14 protein-coding genes and 1 tRNA gene are annotated in these 16,972 nt (G+C 64.7%); 6 read left to right on the top strand and 9 right to left on the bottom strand.

The window, feature by feature from the left end; translation table 11 throughout:
• Positions 1-133: 133 nt before the first annotated feature.
• A complete protein-coding gene (locus KV697_RS14380; RefSeq protein WP_219018777.1) occupies positions 134-943 on the bottom strand; it encodes an undecaprenyl-diphosphate phosphatase in 810 nt (269 codons plus the stop codon).
• Between the two features lie 245 nt (positions 944-1,188).
• Positions 1,189-2,121, bottom strand: coding sequence for a complex I NDUFA9 subunit family protein (locus KV697_RS14375; protein ID WP_219018776.1), 933 nt, complete (start codon positions 2,119-2,121; stop codon positions 1,189-1,191).
• Between the two features lie 104 nt (positions 2,122-2,225).
• Here KV697_RS14375 and KV697_RS14370 point away from each other — a divergent pair.
• The 4 genes from KV697_RS14370 (at position 2,226) to KV697_RS14355 (ending at position 6,600) form a co-directional block, all read left to right on the top strand.
• Positions 2,226-2,312 (top strand) — tRNA-Leu (locus KV697_RS14370).
• Between the two features lie 79 nt (positions 2,313-2,391).
• Positions 2,392-2,973 (top strand): hypothetical protein, encoded by a 582-nt coding sequence (locus tag KV697_RS14365; protein ID WP_219018775.1) that lies wholly within the window; start codon positions 2,392-2,394, stop codon positions 2,971-2,973.
• Between the two features lie 740 nt (positions 2,974-3,713).
• Positions 3,714-5,849 (top strand): TonB-dependent siderophore receptor, encoded by a 2,136-nt coding sequence (locus tag KV697_RS14360; protein ID WP_219018774.1) that lies wholly within the window; start codon positions 3,714-3,716, stop codon positions 5,847-5,849.
• A gap of 73 nt (positions 5,850-5,922) precedes the next feature.
• On the top strand, positions 5,923-6,600 hold the full coding sequence (locus tag KV697_RS14355) for an MFS transporter (protein ID WP_219018773.1): 678 nt from the start codon (positions 5,923-5,925) through the stop codon (positions 6,598-6,600).
• A gap of 385 nt (positions 6,601-6,985) precedes the next feature.
• Here the strand turns inward: KV697_RS14355 and KV697_RS14350 are convergent, their stop codons facing one another.
• The 3 genes from KV697_RS14350 to KV697_RS14340 are packed head-to-tail and all read right to left on the bottom strand — an operon-like array spanning position 6,986 to position 9,270.
• Positions 6,986-7,912, bottom strand: a complete 927-nt coding sequence (locus KV697_RS14350; RefSeq protein ID WP_219018772.1) for an oxidoreductase — start codon at positions 7,910-7,912, stop codon at positions 6,986-6,988.
• 45 nt (positions 7,913-7,957) lie between these two features.
• Entirely contained in the window at positions 7,958-8,626 is a 669-nt protein-coding gene (locus KV697_RS14345; protein ID WP_219018771.1) for a DsbA family oxidoreductase, read from the bottom strand.
• Entirely contained in the window at positions 8,626-9,270 is a 645-nt protein-coding gene (locus tag KV697_RS14340; protein WP_219018770.1) for an NAD(P)-dependent oxidoreductase, read from the bottom strand. Before KV697_RS14340 ends, KV697_RS14345 begins: the two co-directional genes overlap by 1 nt.
• 239 nt (positions 9,271-9,509) lie before the next feature.
• Between KV697_RS14340 and KV697_RS14335 the strand changes: the two genes are divergently transcribed.
• Positions 9,510-9,842 carry a winged helix-turn-helix transcriptional regulator gene (locus KV697_RS14335; protein ID WP_219018769.1) on the top strand — a complete coding sequence of 111 codons (333 nt, stop codon included), beginning with the start codon at positions 9,510-9,512 and terminating at the stop codon, positions 9,840-9,842.
• An 84-nt stretch (positions 9,843-9,926) separates the two neighbouring features.
• On the opposite strand, the gene KV697_RS14330 is transcribed toward KV697_RS14335, so the two are convergent.
• The 4 genes from KV697_RS14330 to KV697_RS14315 form a co-directional block, all read right to left on the bottom strand.
• Positions 9,927-10,172 (bottom strand): hypothetical protein, encoded by a 246-nt coding sequence (locus KV697_RS14330; protein ID WP_219018768.1) that lies wholly within the window; start codon positions 10,170-10,172, stop codon positions 9,927-9,929.
• A gap of 87 nt (positions 10,173-10,259) precedes the next feature.
• A complete protein-coding gene (locus KV697_RS14325) occupies positions 10,260-10,910 on the bottom strand; it encodes a glutathione S-transferase family protein (RefSeq protein WP_219018767.1) in 651 nt (216 codons plus the stop codon).
• A gap of 571 nt (positions 10,911-11,481) precedes the next feature.
• Positions 11,482-12,963 (bottom strand): MFS transporter, encoded by a 1,482-nt coding sequence (locus tag KV697_RS14320; RefSeq protein WP_219018766.1) that lies wholly within the window; start codon positions 12,961-12,963, stop codon positions 11,482-11,484.
• A gap of 30 nt (positions 12,964-12,993) precedes the next feature.
• Entirely contained in the window at positions 12,994-14,025 is a 1,032-nt protein-coding gene (locus KV697_RS14315) for a LacI family DNA-binding transcriptional regulator (RefSeq protein ID WP_219018765.1), read from the bottom strand.
• Between the two features lie 205 nt (positions 14,026-14,230).
• On the opposite strand from KV697_RS14315, the gene KV697_RS14310 reads away from it, so the two are divergent.
• Positions 14,231-16,969 carry a TonB-dependent receptor gene (locus KV697_RS14310; protein WP_219018764.1) on the top strand — a complete coding sequence of 913 codons (2,739 nt, stop codon included), beginning with the start codon at positions 14,231-14,233 and terminating at the stop codon, positions 16,967-16,969.
• The last annotated feature ends 3 nt before the right edge of the window (positions 16,970-16,972 follow it).

Raw genomic sequence — 16,972 nt, 5'->3', positions numbered from 1 at the left:
ATATTGCGCGAACGACCCTATGTCACCTCGAAATCGACAAATAGGTCAGCATTACTGACTAACTAAAATAGGATTTGGAGCACTCAAACCCATTATTGCGACCGATACGCAATAAACAAGGTCCGATCCGGTATCAATGCATGGTCAGCAGCGCCAGCGCGATGCTGCCCGCGACGATTCGATACCAGGCAAAGGGGCCGAATCCGTGACGGCCGACGATGCCGACGAACCAGCGCACGACCAGCAGCGCCACGATGAAGGCGACGATGAAGCCCACCGCGATCTCGATCGGCCCGACGCTGTTCCCAGCGCGCATCGCATCCAGATGCCCCGCCGTCTCGACGACGCTGGCGCCCAGCATGGTGGGGATGGCGAGGAAGAAACTGAACTCGGCCGCCGTGCGCCGCTCGACACCCAGGGTCAGCGCGCCCAGGATCGTGGCGCCCGACCGGCTGACCCCGGGGATCATCGCCAGGCACTGGAGGAAGCCGACGCCCAGCGCCGTCTTGGCCGGGACCGCCGCGATGCCGCGCGTCGTGCCGGGCTTCACCACCCGCTCGATCACTAGGATCGCGATACCGCCGACGATCAGCGCAACCGCGACCACCTTGGGCTGGAGCAGCAGCGCCTCGATATGCTTCTTGGCCAGCACGCCGATGACGGCGGCGGGGATAAAGGCGATCAGCAGGTTGCGCACGAAGCGGACCGAACCGGGATCGCGCTTGGCCAGCCCGACCATGACCGTCCAAAAGGTCCGCCAGTACAGGACCACCACCGCCAGGATCGCACCCAGCTGGATGACGATGTTGAACATCTGCCACCGCGCATCGTCATAGCCGAGCAGCGCGCCTGCCAGGATCAGATGGCCGGTGGAGGACACCGGCAGGAATTCGGTGACACCCTCGACAATTCCGAGGATGATGGCGGCTATCAGATCGTTCACGCGGATCCCCCACAAGCAAAGGCAGCCCCGCCGCCATAGGGCGACGGGGCTGTCAGCGAAATGATAAAGACTGTCAGGTTGGGACGGTTTAAGGATTGTTTGAAAACGTGCCGCTGGCACGTTTTGCGGTGCCGGCCCGCTCCCTCACCCGGCCACCCATCAAGTGTACTCTGTGGGGGGCCGGGTGAGGGAGCGAGCCGGCACCGCTTGGAAACTCGCTTTTCCGCGAGTTTCCAAACGGCCTCTCAAGCCGCCAGCGTCTCCGCACGGCGCCCGAAGCGACCGGCTTTGCGGAAACGGATCAGATATTCGGGCGCGACGGTCGCCAGCGGCGCGGCCTCGATGCCCAGCGCGGCCAGACCCGGCGTACCGGCGGCGACGACATTGTCCTGTTGCAGCATCAGCCACTGATCCCAGCTGATCGGCGCGCCCGGCAACCGCGCCAGCAGCGCGCCCGCGAAGTCCGGCACTTCGACGAAGTTCGGCTTGCGACCCAGCGCCTGCGCGATCCAGCGGAGCAGCTCGCCCATCGACAGCACGTCCGGCCCGCCCAGCTCATAGGTCTTGCCCCCATGCGATTCGGGATCGCGCAGCGCGTTGGCGACCGCTTCGCCGACATCACCCGCGAAGACCGGCTGGAACTTCACGCCCGCGCGCAGGACCGGGACGATCGGCGCGGCCATCATGCCCGCGAAGCGGTTCACGAACTGGTCTTCGCGCCCGAATACGATCGAGGGGCGCAGGATGGTGGCGTTCGGGAAGGCCTCGCGTACCGCCGCCTCGCCCTGCCCCTTGGACCGGGCATAGGCCGCCGCGCCGTTTGCATCCGCGCCGATCGCCGACACATGGACCAGCGCCTCCGCACCGGCGTTGCGGGCGGCTTCCGCCACGGCCCGCGCGCCATCGACATGGATGCGTTGCATGTTGCCGCCCATCACGCCGACCAGATTGACGACCGCATCCGCGCCCTCGACCGCACGCGCGACCGTTTCGGGGCGGGCAATATCGACGGCGACGAACTGAGTCTGGCCCAGCCCGCCCTGGGTGCGCAGGAAATAGGCCTGGCGCGGATCGCGCTGCGCCACCCGGACGCGCGTACCGTCCCGCATCAGTTCGCGTGCGACATAGCGGCCCAGAAAGCCCCCGCCGCCGATCAGCGTCACCAGCTTGTTCGTCATGACCGTCCTTATTCGCCAGATTTTTTGTGCCTCGCCCCTTTGCCTCGCAAAAAAGCCGTTGACAAGGATTCGAACCCTACCCTAAAGGCGCGGGCCTACCCCGTGCCCAGATGGCGGAATTGGTAGACGCACCAGCTTCAGGTGCTGGCGATCGCAAGGTCGTGGAGGTTCGAGTCCTCTTCTGGGCACCACCCCCCTCTCATGCAGAGGGATCGCAGAAAACCGTGACTATCAGCCGCTCAGGCGGTACATCACGGGGTACATGCGAGCATGGGTATTTCAGTAGAATATCAGCACGTACAGGCCGACAAACGTACCGGCCGCTTGAGCTATCGGCGGGTCTATCCGCCTGAGCTTCGCCCCTTCATTCCAGGCAGTCCGACCGAGCTGAAACGCTCGCTTGCGGGGACTGATTTGAGCAATCCCGCGACGGTCGCACGTTACAGCGAAGCCGCTCGCCTATGGTTTGATACGGTCGCGAAGGCCGAGAAGCTTGCGACGCAGAAGTACGACAAGCCCACCCCCGCTCAGATTGCGCACCTTGCTCACGTCTTTGAGGTGGACTGGCATCTATACGAAGAAGCCAGCCTGACAACGGGCGGCGGCGAATATGCTGATCAGCTCTTGGCAGGCTGGGAAGAGCTTCTATCGGACTTCATCCGCCCCTCCCAGGCCCACCAAGTCCCGCTTCACGTCAGCGAGGCTATCCTTGCGATGGGAGGGGACAGTGAGGCCCGCTGGGACAGTCAGCACCGCCCCCGGCTCAGCTTGCCACGCTTCCAGCATCAATCCTTGAATGCCCGCCGCCAGTTTGGGCTTGGAGATGCGGAGAGGCCCGAGAAGCGCCCCTAGGTCATCAACCCTAGGAGAGGCCTGATCACCCAGCTCGGCACTTTCGTCCCAGATGCGAAGTGCACGGGGATGCCGTTGATAGAAGGGCTCTGACAGACCAGCCATGGGTGTTGAGCCCCGCCCAGGCTTAAGGCGCTGTTGCGTGACAAACATAATCGGGGCGGCATCGTGGAGTTCGGGTGGCGCCCCTAGCTCGTTACGAGCCTTATCGCTCGTGAGGACCGCAAAGTCATTCTGGTCGAGGCCTGCGTTGCCGAAATACGTCTCGATCTCGTCCAGCCGCGAGACGCACACGAGGACGCCACCGGCCGGTGTCCACGCCGCTGCAGCCGCATGTCCCCTCAAGGCCCGGGAGATATCCAGCAATCCGCTCCCATCGTTCATCCGTCAGCGTGCGTCTGCTCAAGGCTCGGCTACTTCGCCAGCCTTGAATCAAAATTCACCTCGAATGGGAATTCTTCAAATGCAGACGTGCCCTAGTCGATCGAAGCGGTCGGTAGCGTCGAAACGACCGTCATTCTGTCAGAGTGGGCCAGCTCGGCATGCTGCCGCGATCGTCAATTGGCTGCACAAGACGTCGATCCAGGCGACGGTTTTTCACTTCACAAATAGGAAGGTGCCGATGGTCTCGAACCTTCGTCCTTTCCCCGGGGAGTGCTCGCCGAATCGGTTCGGCAACGCCGATTGACCTTACCCTCGATAATACGCTAACGCGAGTCGTTATCATTTTAGGGGGAATAATGAAGGTCCGTTCCGTCGCGCTCGTCGCGTGCATCGCATCCGCGACGCAAGCTGCCCATGCCCAGCCTCTGTCCAAGGCGGAGGAGGATCAGGACATCGTGGTCACGGCGAGGCCCTATCCGATCGAAACGTCGAGCGGATCGAAGTCCGACCTGCCCATCCTGCTGACCCCGCAGGCAATCAATACGATCACCGCCGAGGAAATCGCGGTGCGCGGCGTTCAGAGCCTGACACAGGCCATCCAGAACACACCGGGTGTCGTCGGCCAATATGGCGACACCGACGTGCGCCACGACTGGATCATCGTTCGCGGCTTCAATCCGGTGCGATACCTCGACGGCATGAGGTTGCCATTCGGCGCACGCGGCTATGCACAGATCCGCGTCGAGCCTTATGGCCTGGAGCGGATCGAGGTGCTGAAGGGCCCCGCTTCCTCACTTTACGGCCAGAGCGCGCCGGGCGGCCTTATCAACATGGTCAGCAAACGTCCGACGGACCAGCCGCTGCACGAAGTCTTGCTGCAGGCCGGATCGTTCGACCGCTTCCAGGGCGGGATCGATTTCGGCGGGCCGATCGGAGACACCGCCTTGTCCTATCGCCTGACCGGCCTTGTCCGGACGAGCGATACCCCGACCGACTATCTCAACGAAAAGCGGGTCTTCATCGCCCCCGCATTGCGCTTCGCGCCGGATGACCGCACGTCGATTACCCTGTTGGGGCAATATCAGAAGATCGTGTCCGACGGCGGGGGCGCGCCGCCCGCACTGCCGGTGGTCGGGACGCTGCGGGCCAATCCGGTGGGGCAGATCAGCCGCAGCCTCTTCATCGGCGATCCCAGCTATGATCACTTCCGGAACGAACAATTCACGGCCGGGATCGAGCTGCGCCGTGATTTGAGCGAGGCGCTGCGGTTCGAGCAGAATATCCGCTATGCCGATGTCACGACCGACACCCAGCGCGTGCAGGGCATCGCGCTGGCGGCGGATAACCGGACCCTCAGCCGCTATGCCTGGGCCTTTCCGGAACGCAGCCATGTCTGGACGACCGACACGCGACTGCACCTGCGTGGACGCACGGGCGAGGTAACGCATGACGTGCTGATCGGTCTTGATTACCAGTATGAGCGCGCCCGCTATGACGAAAGCGCGCTGCGGCTGGTGCCCTCGATCGACGTGTTCGCGCCGGTCTACACCCGCGGGACGGTGCGGCCACCGATCGCAACGACGATCCAGCAGAACCGCGACCAAACGGGCATTTACGGGCAGTATAACGGCAGCCTGGGCCGACTGTCGTTGCTGGCGAGCGGTCGCTATGACTGGGCTGACAGCACGACCAACAGCTTGACGGTCGCGAGCAACCGGCAGACCCAGGCCCGCCAGAGCGACCGCCAGTTCACGGGGCGGGTCGGCCTGACCTATCAGTTGCTGAACGACCTGGCCGCCTACGCCAGCTACGGCACCTCGTTCCAGCCGACCGCCGGCACGGATCGGCTGGGGCAAGCCTTCGCCCCGTCGCTCGGCAAGCAATGGGAAGGCGGCGTCAAATACCAGTTCCGCCATCTGCCGGGCCTCGTCACGCTTGCCGCGTTCGATCTTCGCCAGACGAACGTGACGACCCCCGATCCGGTCGACATCCGCTTCAACACCCAGACCGGCGAAGCACGGGTGCGTGGCGTGGAGGCGGAGGCCAAGTTCACACCCGTTCGTGGGCTCAACCTCATCGCCTCCTATGCCTATAGCGAATCCAAGGTGCTGCGGGCCAACCGCAACGCCGCCGGCGCGTCGATCCAGGGCAATGCGCTGGCATTCGTTCCCGACCATCAAGCATCGGCGCGCGCGGACTATAGCTTCCCATCGGGCGTATTGAAGGGCGTAGGGATCGGCGCCGGCGTGACCTATTTCGGTTCGCTATACGGCGATGCCGCCAACCTCTATCGCATCCCCGCCGCGACCATTGCCGATGCGGCGCTGCGGTTCGACCTGGCTTCGGTGTCGCCGGCGCTGAAGGGCGCCAACCTGGCGCTGAACGTCAGCAATGTCTTCGACCGGCGCTATCTCAAGACCTGCATCTCCGCCACCGGCTGCTACTTCGGCGCGCCGCGAACCGCATTGCTCAGCCTGCGCTACGCCCTGTGATTTGAACAATCTGGCGTTCTGGCACGGCCATCGCGGGGCACATCCGTGATGGCCGCCTGCTTCATTACGCACCTTGGCTCACATCCGCATCCTGCCGCGACAACCTTCGCCGGAAAACACCGATGGGTACATCGCCACCCTCCGCTCAATTCCGGTTCTCTTTCTTCGCGACAGGATATTGCTGGTTCGCAGCCTTCTGGCCCTGCTGATCTTCGCCACGTTCAGCACCTTCTGGACAGCGCTGGTCCTGCCGCTCAGCACACCGCCCTTTTCCTATTCCCATAGCCAGATCGGCTTGTTCGGCCTGGTCGGCATGGCGGGGGCGCTGGCCGCGAACGGTGCGGGTCGGCTTGCCGATCGCGGCTTCGGTCCATGGACCAGCGGGGTTTCGCTCGCGCTGTTGCTGGCCTCATGGGGATTGATCGCACTCTTGCCGGTGTCGCCGCCCTTGCTGCTGGCAGGCGTCGTGGTGCTCGACCTTGCCGTACAGGCCGTTCATGTCACCAATCAGAGCATCATATTCGAACGCCATCCCGAAGCCGGCAACCGTCTCCTCGGCGGCTATATGGTGTTCTATTCCATCGGGAGCGCCTTGGGAGCCAGCACCTCAACGATGGCATATGCCCAGGCGGGATGGTCCGGCGTGTCCATGCTCGGCGCAGCATTCAGCGCAGCCGCCTTGTTATTTTGGGGAGCCACGCTTCACCTGCCGTTGCACCGGAGAGAGGCGCTATGCGGAAAAGATCAATAGCGCATTCTCATTTCGATCGACTTCAGCATTCGCCTCGCCGAACTATCCCGCGCGGTATGCGACGCCGGAGCAGCCCGAAGACCTCTTCCGGCACAATGGCCACAGCTTCAACTTCCTGCGCGCCAAGTCGGGCTGGCCCTTTCGCCGCGACGGCGTCGACATGGCGCGGAGATCGGACGTTCGCGGTGGTGGACGAACCAGCCGACGGCCGGCTGATGCGATTGCTCGAAGCGTTCAATCCGCAGGATCGCGAGCCGTCGCAATCGGGAAGGCCTATACCTCTGTCAATGACGGGGACGTACCCGTCCAGACGATCCGGAACGTCGTGAACTGACCACCGGATCGCCTCTGTCGGGGACGGGAGATCATCATCGTGCCGACGGCGTTACGACCGTCTGTCGGCAGAAGGCAGACCAGGATCGATCCCGGTCATCTCCATAGAGACATCCCACAGGCGCGTCGCTAGCTGCGGGTTCCTTGCGTCATTGGAGACGCTGCTCTCCCCGGATGGACCGCGCAACCCCGCGACGCCGGTCGGTCCATAATAGCCTCCGGGCTTCACCGGCCCCGTCGCCGCGTGCAGCGCACCCCAGGCGCCCATGGCGGGCGTGGCAAACAGCACACCGATCAGGGACATCACGGTGTTGCCCCACCAACTGTTCCGGGCAAGACCCGATCCGACCAGACCCGGATGACACGCCACCGCCGTCACCGGCGCGCTCGCCGCCCGCAGTCGCCGGTCCAGTTCGAAGACGAAGAGCAGGTTGGCGAGCTTGCTGGCGGCATAGCGCGGCAGCCACTTGTAGCTCTTCTGCGCGTCGAGGTCGTCCCACGCGATCCTTGCCCTCTTGTGCTGCCCGCTGCTGGTGACGACGATGCGCGATCCAGGCGTCTCCATGAGCTTCGGCATTATGAGCGCCGTGAACGCGAAGCAGCCGAGGTGGTTGACGCCGAACGTCTGCTCGAACCCCTGCACCGTGCGCCTGAGCTTCGGGTCTTGCACACCGGCATTATTGATCAGCACGTCGACCCGCGGTTCGCGGGTGGCCAGTTCCGCCGCCCGTCGCACGCTCCCAAGATCGCCTAGGTCGAGCGGCAGGAAGGCGAGGTCGGCGTCTGGGAGCTTGCGGCGGATGTGGCGCATCGCATCGGCGGCCTTCGCCTCGTCGCGGCAGGCGAGCAGCACGCGGGCATTCCGCTGTGCCAGCACGCTCGCCACCTCGAAGCCGATGCCAGTGTTCGCGCCGGTGACGATGAAGCATCTACCGGTCTGGTCGGGCACGTCGGTCGCCGTGAATCCCTTATGCTGCACGGATAACCTTCCTGTATCGCTATGATCCCGGTCGCCGGATCGTGGTCAGGCGGTCGCCGGGGAGGCGGCAGCCTGACGGATGGCCGACGCGATTTCGTCCTCGCTGCGCCCGCCGGTGATGGCGATGCGCCCGCCGAAGACGAAATGCGGCACCGATCGGACCCCGGCGGCCGCCGACCGCGCCGCCTCCTGCTCGACCCGCCGGTGCTGCTCGGGGTCGAGCGCGATCGCGCGGGCCTCCTCGCGCGCGAACTCGTGGCGGGCCGCGATATCGGCGAGGACCTCGGCGTCCGAAATGTTCTGCCCCTCGAGGAAGTACGCATCGGTGATCGCGACGGCGAGGGCGTGCTGCGTATCCCGCCCGGCGGTCGCCAGGATCAGCCCATGCGCCGCCTGCGTCCGGTACGTCCGGGGCTGGCGACCGAGATCGAGGTCGAAGCCGGAGGCGCGCGCTTCCGCCTGCGGCCGGGCGAACGCGGCTGCGGGATCGGTTACGCCGTAGCGCGAGCGGAGCAGATCGGCGATGTACAGACCCTCCGCCGGTGCGTCGGGCAGCAGCAGCACCGGATGCTGGCGGATGGCGACCGCCAGGTCGGGGAAGCGCTCCGCCAACACCTTGTCGAGACGGTGGTGCCCGATGATGCACCAGGGGCAGGTGATCTCGGTATACAGGTCGATGTTCAGCATGATGCTGCCCTTCCGATGGTCGGTCATCACAGGCGATCGGCAATCGCGGGCGCCTTGCGCACCAGGTCCTTCGCGGTCGCCTGATCGATCAGGAACCGGGCGAGATTGCCGCGCGACAATTTCGTGGCCAGCTTCGTCCGGCCGTACCAGCCGACCTCCACCCCGCCGGTGGCAGACCCGTCCTTGAGATTGGGAATGCGCACCAGCGTCCAGTCGAGCCGCGACCGGCTCACGAGGTCGGCAGTCGCCTGGATGTCGTCGAACGCATTGCGCACGATCAGGCGGAACAGCAGCGTGAAGGCGCGCGACTTCCAGTCGAAGCCGTCCTTGGGGTCACGATAGGCGGCCGTCGAGATCTGGATCAACCGACGAACGTGCAGTTCCTCCATGACGGAGATGATCGTGCCGACACCCTGCATGATCGGCCGCTTCTCGCGCGACGTCAGGCTGTTGGGGCCGAGCGCGCTGATCACCGCGTCGGCACCGGCGATGCACGTCTTGATCGCATCACGGTCCTTCAGGTCGCCGATGACGATGTCGATCCGGCCGGCATAGCCCGCGAGCTTTGCGGCATCGCGCGTGTAGACGGACAGCGTATGGCCGCGACCCAGCGCCTCTTCGATGATGTGGCGTCCGGTCGGGCCGGTACCGCCGAAGACGGCGATCTTCATCATATCGTCCTTCCCGCGTCACGGTTCGTGGATTGCCGGGAAGCGGCTGCTTCCGGAGCGAAGCGAAGCGGGCTCGATAGAATGAGACACATGCTATTCATGGTGGCACCGATGGAGCGAGTAGTAACCAATTGTTACCGACGCTATTAAAGTGACCGATCCGCTCCTCGCAAGAAGGCACTCTCGTGACACCAGGTGACATCGATTTTCCCGCCCCCGACGAAGCCAACGACTGCCGGATGGTTCGCGAGATCCTCGATCTCGTCGGCGACAAATGGAGCCTCTACATCATCGCGTCGCTCAAGGACGGACCGGTGCGCTTCAACGAGTTGCGGCGTCGGATCGACGGCATCTCGCAGCGCATGCTGACGATCACGCTGCGTGGACTGGAGCGCGACGGCCTGGTGAGCCGCACCATGTTTCCGACGATCCCGCCACGCGTCGATTACGCACTGACCGACGTCGGACGCTCGCTGCTCGAGCCGGTCATGGCGCTCACCCTGTGGGCGAATGCCCAGCAGCGAAATATACAGGACGCCCGCGCCCGATATGATGCGGGGCAGGGTTGCTGATACGCTATGACGGCAGAAGGCCCGCCTCGCGATAGGCAATGACGAGGCTGTCGAACAGGCTGATATCGTCGCGGCTTCCGGCCATTAATTGCGCGCCGGCGACCGCCGCGACGAGGACGGCTCGGCCTGATGCGACATCCTCCAGCAGATATTCAGCGACGGGGCGCGTTCGCCATGTCCCTTGGTGATCGTCGTTGTCGCTCCGGGAATGTCGATATCCATGGATCGGCCGACAATGCCCATGATGCCGACGATGCAGCCGCCCAGTTCCTTTGGCGCGTCCATGACGATGACGGCGCCCGAGCCGTCATACGTCGCTTGCGAGCGCAACTGTCCTTCCTATGATACGACGGTGTTCCCCTCGCATCAGAGTCGTTGATGTCGTCGAGCTGCATGCCGGTGCCGCACCGACGGTGCCTAGCCGCCAGCAGGCAATGCCAGCCCTTCGCGCTCGAAGGCCCGCTGCACGGCGGGGCGCAGTCCCATCCGCCGGGCATGCGCGGTCCAGTGCGGACAATCGTTCGCCATATCGAAGCCGAGGTAGGCCCCGCGCCCCCAGGTCCAGAAGACCAGCAGATAGGCATCCGCGACGCTATAATGCTCGCCGATCGCCCACGGTCCGTCGCCGAGCCGGGCATCAACCGCCTGCCATAGGTCGCGGCAGGTCTGGAGGCCCTTGGCACGCACGTCCTCCAGCGCCGCGTCGCTGGCGGCATAGCGTTCCGCGCGCCGAACATGGGCATAGGCGACATGGACGGTGGAAGCGATCCACGCCAGCCACTCCGCCACCCGCGCCTGATCGCGCAATTGGTCCGGCCACAGTCCTGCATGCGGAAACGAGCGCGCGATGAACTGGAGGATTGCCGGGTTCTCCGTCAGCACCCAGTCATCGACGGCCAGCGCAGGCACGCGCCCTTTGGGATTGATGCGGAGGAACTCTGCCGACCGTTGTTCGCCCGACGCCATGTCGACGCGGACCGGCTCGAAGGATGCGCCTGTCTCCTCCAGCGCGATATGCGGCGCAAGCGAGCAGGCACCGTCGCTGTAGAAGAGCCGGATCGAAGACATGGCGATTCTCCTCATCTTTGAAGGCTATCCTCGCCACGATCTGCGAGGGAGAAGGACTTATAATGTGGATCCGCCGCACCTCATACTTCCCGCGCCGAAATTGTTTGCGATTGAGGTTCGGCGGAATGCCGACGCTTGACGTGCCGTGCAGCTGCGGATTGGTCGCGGTTCCCATTCCCGTCCTGTCGGCAATGTGTTCCATCGACAGGCGTCGTTTTCGCGCCATCGCTAGCCGCGGCGCGGTCAGCCGCGCCAACGGGCTCTCCCCCGTCTCTTCCCGGAAGCGCCGCGCCAGTGTCCGCTCGCTCATGGCGGCTATCCTCTCGCTGGCGCGGATGGGACGGCCGAACGAGGCGGAAACCGGTGTCGACCTGAACGCCCTGGTCGACGCGGGCGTCGACGGTCAGGGGGCGGTCTGGCCGCAACGATCACCCTGCCAAGACAATCCACCCCGGCATCGGGAGGTGGCAGGCCGAAGCCTGACGGAGGGGGGCTTCCGCAATGGATGTCCTCGGTGGCGCCCCCCTCCACCACCGCTTCGCGGCGGTCCCCCTCTCCGTATTGGGGAGGATCACGCCTCCCGCGCTACTCGCAGCATCGTCAGCGCCGCCAGCCCCATCACTCCCGCCGCGATCGCCATCGCCCAGACCAGATTGTCGGCAAAGAAATGCCGGACCACCGCCCCCATGACCGATGACACGATCAGCTGCGGCAGGACGATGAAGATGTTGAACAACCCCATATAAATCCCGAGCTTTTCGGCCGGAAGCGCCGCCGACAGGATCGCATAGGGCATGGTCAGGATCGAGGCCCAGGCGATACCGACCAGCACCATCGCGCCGAGCAACAGCCAAGCGTCCCGGATCACGAGGAACGACGCGAACCCCGCCGCTCCGCAGAGCAATCCCAGGACATGCGTGTTCCGCCGCCCGATCGCCCGCGCCAGTGGCGGCAGCGCAAAGGCCCAGAGCGCGGCCACCCCGCTATAGACCGCGAATAGCACACCGACCCAATTGGCGCCTTCGTTGAACGCCGCGCTCGCCGGGTCGCTCGCATGGAAGACGCGCTCGGCGACGATCGGCGTCGTGTAGATCCACATGATGAACAGCGCGGACCAAGTGAAGAACTGAACAAGCGCCAGCTGCTTCATCGTTACGGGCATCACCGCCAGATCGGCCAGGATCTGGCTCAGCGCATTGCGACCCCGCCCGCCCCGCACCAGCGCCGCGCTGACGATCTTCGCCAGGCCGAAGGTGATCAGCCCGCCGCCCAGCAGATAGACCGGCTTGTCGAGGCCCAGCCATCCCACGGCGGCGACGATCACTACTCCGGCCGTGATCCAGAGCGGTGCGGTGCCGATCCGTTCGCTGGGCGCGGCATCGCTATACGTCGCCTGCCCCTCATCGCTCTCGGCAAAGGCGGCGAGTTGCTCGGGTGCATATTCGCGGGTGGTCAGGACGGTCCACAAGACCGCGACGAAGAGAGCCGCGGCTCCGATGTAAAAGCCATAACGCACCGAGGGCGGCACTCCGCCCGGTGCAGCGACATTGGCGACATGGAAGACATCGGTCAGCACCATCGGCGCGAGCGACCCCAGCACCGCCCCTGCGCCGATGAACCCGGTCTGGAACGCATAGCCCGCCGTTCGCTGACGGCTGGGGAGCATATCGCCGACGAACGCGCGGAACGGCTCCATCGACACGTTCAGCGAGGCATCGAGCAGCCAGAGCAGCATGGCCGCCGCGGCCAGCCCGCCCGCATTGGGCATCCCCACCAGCGCCAGCGTCGCCAGCACCGCGCCTGCCAGGAAATATGGCCGCCGCCGCCCGAACCGTCCCCAGGTCCGGTCGCTATAATGGCCGATCACCGGCTGGACGAGCAGCCCCGTCAGCGGCGCGGCGATCCACAAGAACGCCAGGTCCTTCTCGGCCGTCCCCAGCGACTGGAAGATGCGGCTGACATTGGCGTTTTGCAGGGCAAAGCCGATCTGGATGCCGAAAAAGCCGAACGAGGTGTTCCACAACCCCCAAAAGCCTTGGCGCGGCTTCTCCATATTCTCTCCCAATATGCTATTTTCTTATGCCTATGATCTGATGCTCGATCCGCGCACGACCAGCGTGGCGGGCAGCAAGGTCGGCGTTCGCGGCCTGCCTGCAATCTCGGCGAGCAGGGCTCTCACCAGCAATCGCCCGGCGGCGGCGGCATCTTGGATTACGGTGCTAAGCGGCGGATGGGCGAAGCTTGCTGCCGGAATATCGTCGAACCCGACCAGCGAGATATCGGCAGGCACGCGAAGCCCCGCCTCGGTCACGACCCGCAACGCGGCCAGTGCGATCAGGTCGCTCGCCGCCATGATCGCGTCGAAGGACCGCCCCCGCGCCAGCAAGGCGCGCGCCGCCTGTTCGCCCGCTTCTTCGCTGGAAATCGCACCGACCTGAAGCGCCGGATCGCAGTCCAGACCCGCCTCGGCCAGCGCGTCACAATAGCCGCGATAGCGGTCGTGAAATTCGGGATAATGGTCGGTCGCATCGCCCAGAAAGGCGATCCGCGTGCGGCCTTGCGCGACCAGATGCCGCGTCGCGGCCAGCGCGCCTGCATGATTGTCGCACCCGATGGTCAGCCCTGGCTGCCCCGGCGTCACCGATCCCCAGCGCACGAAATGCGTGCCGCGCGCGACCAGCGTCTCCAATTGTTCGCGGTAATCGGCATAGTCGCCATAGCCGAGCAGGATCAGCCCATCGGCCCGGTGGCTGTCCTCATAATCGGCCTGCCAGTTGCTGGTCGGGTTCTGGAACGAGACGAGCAGGTCATACCCGACCTCGGCACAACTCTCCATGATCGAGCCCAACATACCGAGAAAGAACGGATTGATCAGCGTCCGCCCCGGCGAGGGATCGCGGAAGAGGAGCAGTGCCAGCGTCCGGGTCTGCCCACTGCGCAAGTTCGAGGCGGCACGGTCGACCGTATAGTTCAGGGTCTTCGCGATCGCCTCGATCCGGGCACGCGTGGCCGCGCTGACCGAAGGGCTGCCGCGCAGCGCACGGCTGACCGTCGGCTGCGATACGCCCGCCATTTGCGCGATGTCGAACGATGTGGGCTTTCGCGGACCGGCCAAATCGATGCTTCCTCCTCTCCCCTTCGCTTACCGGCTTTGCTGAGCCGGGTTAAGCAGAAGCGCTGTCGTAATAATGCAACAGGCCGATCCGGCCGCATTGAATACGTATGCGCCATTATTCCTTTTAGGCCCGCACCCTTTCACAGGAGGGACAACAACCATACCCGTTCATCGAAAGAAAACGGGATTTCCTGGAGGGGATTTCATGACGGTTCGCCCTGTGGCGCCGGCCGATGCCGCGCGCTCATTCCTGAAGCTCGGGGTCAGCACGCTGGCCATGATCGTCGCCGCACCGGTCTTCGCGCAAAGCGTCGCGGTCGTACCCGCGCCGACCACGCCCGACACCGCCGCCCAGCAGGCGCAGGCGGAGTCCGAGCCCGGCGATATCGTCGTCACCGGCTTCCGCGCCGCGCTGGAAAACGCCGTCGCCGAAAAGAAGAACCGTGATCTGGTCGTCGAGTCCGTCTCGGCCGAGGATATCGGCAAGCTGCCCGACGCGTCGATCGCCGAGTCCATCGCCCGCCTGCCCGGCGTCACGTCGCAGCGGGTCAACGGGCGCTCCAACGCCATCTCGATCCGCGGCTTCGCGCCCGACTTCTCGACCACGCTGCTGAACGGCCGCGAGCAGACGTCGACCGGCGACAACCGCGCCGTCGAATATGACCAGTATCCGGCCGAAGTCGTCAACCAGGTCCTGATCTACAAGACCGCCAATGCCGGGCTGATCGGCCAGGGCCTGTCGGGCACGGTCGACCTGAAGACCATCCGCCCGCTGGACTATGGCAAGCGCGTGATCTCGGTCGGCGCACGCGGCACCTATGCCGATATCGGCAAGCTGAATGCGGGGTCGAAGGACTTCGGCTACCGCGCCAGCGCGACCTATGTCGACCAGTTCGCCGACGACACGATCGGCGTCGCGCTGTCGGCCAGCTACCTGAACGAACCGTACCAGATTCAGGAAGGCAATGCCTGGGGCTATGCGCAGACGACGGTCGGCGGCCAGCCGGTCGACGTCATCGGCGGCTCGAAATCCTATGTCACCTCGACCACGCTGAAGCGGCTGGGCCTGTCGGGCACGGTACAGTGGCGGATGAGCGACACCTTCACCAGCACGCTGGACGGCTTTTATTCCGACTTCAACGACGACCAGATCAAGCGCGGGATCGAGCTGCCGCTGCAATGGGGTTCGGGCACCTCGCTGACCAATGCGGTGGTCAATAACGGCCTCGTCACCTCGGGCACCTTCAACCGGGTCGAGGGTGTGGTCCGCAACGACTCGTTCCAGCGCAAGGCCAAGCTCTATTCGTTCGGCTATAACGGCAAGTATAAGGGCGATGACGGCTGGAGCGCGTTCATCGACCTCAGCTATTCGCGCACCGACCGCGACGAGGTGACGCTGGAGACCTATAGCGGCACCGGCTACGGTCAGGGCAATGGCGCGACCGACACGATCGGCTTCACCACGGGCCGCACCGGCACCGTCTTCAAGCCGACGCTGAACTATTCCGACCCCAACCTCATCCAGCTGACCGATCCGCTGGGTTGGGGCGGCTCGACCCGGCAGGCGGGCTATTTCAACGACCGCAAGATCACCGATCAGATCAAGCAGTACAGGGTCGAGATCGAGCGCGAAATCGAGACGCCGATCGTCCACGCGATACGCTTTGGCCTGAACTATACCGATCATGCCAAGTCACTGGCGCCGAACGAGTCCTTCGTGACGTTGCCGGGTGGTGCGACCATCGCGCCCTTGCCCCAGCAATATCGCCAGACGCCGACCGACCTGACCTATTTGGGTCTGGGCCCGATGCTCAGCTATGATCCGCGCGCGCTGCTCGCGGGCGGGGTCTATACGCTGACGCCCAACACCAGCCCCGACGTACCTGCCAAGGCCTATACCACCACCGAGCATCTGATGACCGCCTATCTCCAGGCGGACCTGAAGGCGCAACTGGGCGCGGCCGAGCTGACCGGCAATATCGGCGTGCAGGCGGTCGGCACCGAGCAGAAGTCGCGCGGGCTGGTCTACAACGGCACCGGCTATACCAACATCGTTCAAGGCGACGATTATTGGGACATCCTGCCCAGCGCCAATCTCTCGCTGCGCTTGCCCAGCGACTGGGTCTTCCGCGTGGCGGCGGCGCGCCAGATGATGCGCCCGCGCTTCGACGATATGCGGGTGGCGCTGTCCTATGGCTTCGACGCGGCGCAGGGGATCATCTCGGGCAATGGCGGCAACCCGTATCTCCGCCCGATCCGGTCGAACTCCTATGACGTGACGGTCGAGAAATATTTCGGCACGCGCGGCTATCTGGCGGCACAGGGCTTCTACAAAGACCTCAAGAGCTTCGTGTACAATCTAGAGCAGCCTTACGACTATACGGGCCTGCCGCTGCCCGCCTCGCTGCCCGCGGGCATCCCGACACAAGGGCGCATCACCCGCCCAATTAACGGCACCGGCGGCAAGATCTACGGCGTCGAGCTGGCGGGCACGCTGCCGCTGGGTCAGCTGGTCGGCTTCCTCGACGGCTTCGGCCTGACCGGCGGCGGGTCCTACACCAAGACCGAGATCACCCCGACGCCGGGCGGCGAGCCCGAGGACATCCCCGGCTATTCGCGCTGGGTGGCGAACGGCACCGCCTTCTTCGAGAAGTGGGGCCTGAATATCCGTGGCTCGGTCCGCTACCGCTCGACCTTCGTCGGTGAGCTGTCGGGCTTCGGTGCCAACCGTGTCCGGCGCCGTGCAATCGACGAGACGATCGTCGACGGCCAGATCGGCTATGACTTCCAGGAAGGCACGTTCAAGGGCCTGTCGATCTTCGTGCAGGGCCAGAACCTGACCGACACTCCGTTCGTGACCACCAATGCCGGTCGCCGTGACGAGGTGATCGACTATCAGAGCTATGGCCGCCGGTTCCTGGCCGGGTTTACCTATCGCTTCTGATGA

It is taken from the genome of Sphingomonas sanguinis (assembly GCF_019297835.1).
In the GTDB taxonomy this organism is placed as follows: Bacteria; Pseudomonadota; Alphaproteobacteria; order Sphingomonadales; family Sphingomonadaceae; genus Sphingomonas; species Sphingomonas sanguinis_D.
The sequence above is the reverse complement of the archived record's forward strand: the minus strand, read 5'-3'. Positions and strand labels throughout refer to the sequence as shown.

Coding starts and splice junctions, on each gene's coding strand:
- KV697_RS14335 (WP_219018769.1), top strand. CDS start 9,510: ATGGTTCGCGAGATCCTCGATCTCGTCGGCGACAAATGGAGCCTCTAC.
- KV697_RS14365 (WP_219018775.1), top strand. CDS start 2,392: ATGGGTATTTCAGTAGAATATCAGCACGTACAGGCCGACAAACGTACC.
- KV697_RS14345 (WP_219018771.1), bottom strand. CDS start 8,626: ATGACCGACCATCGGAAGGGCAGCATCATGCTGAACATCGACCTGTAT.
- KV697_RS14320 (WP_219018766.1), bottom strand. CDS start 12,963: ATGGAGAAGCCGCGCCAAGGCTTTTGGGGGTTGTGGAACACCTCGTTC.
- KV697_RS14360 (WP_219018774.1), top strand. CDS start 3,714: ATGAAGGTCCGTTCCGTCGCGCTCGTCGCGTGCATCGCATCCGCGACG.
- KV697_RS14375 (WP_219018776.1), bottom strand. CDS start 2,121: ATGACGAACAAGCTGGTGACGCTGATCGGCGGCGGGGGCTTTCTGGGC.
- KV697_RS14310 (WP_219018764.1), top strand. CDS start 14,231: ATGACGGTTCGCCCTGTGGCGCCGGCCGATGCCGCGCGCTCATTCCTG.
- KV697_RS14325 (WP_219018767.1), bottom strand. CDS start 10,910: ATGTCTTCGATCCGGCTCTTCTACAGCGACGGTGCCTGCTCGCTTGCG.
- KV697_RS14340 (WP_219018770.1), bottom strand. CDS start 9,270: ATGAAGATCGCCGTCTTCGGCGGTACCGGCCCGACCGGACGCCACATC.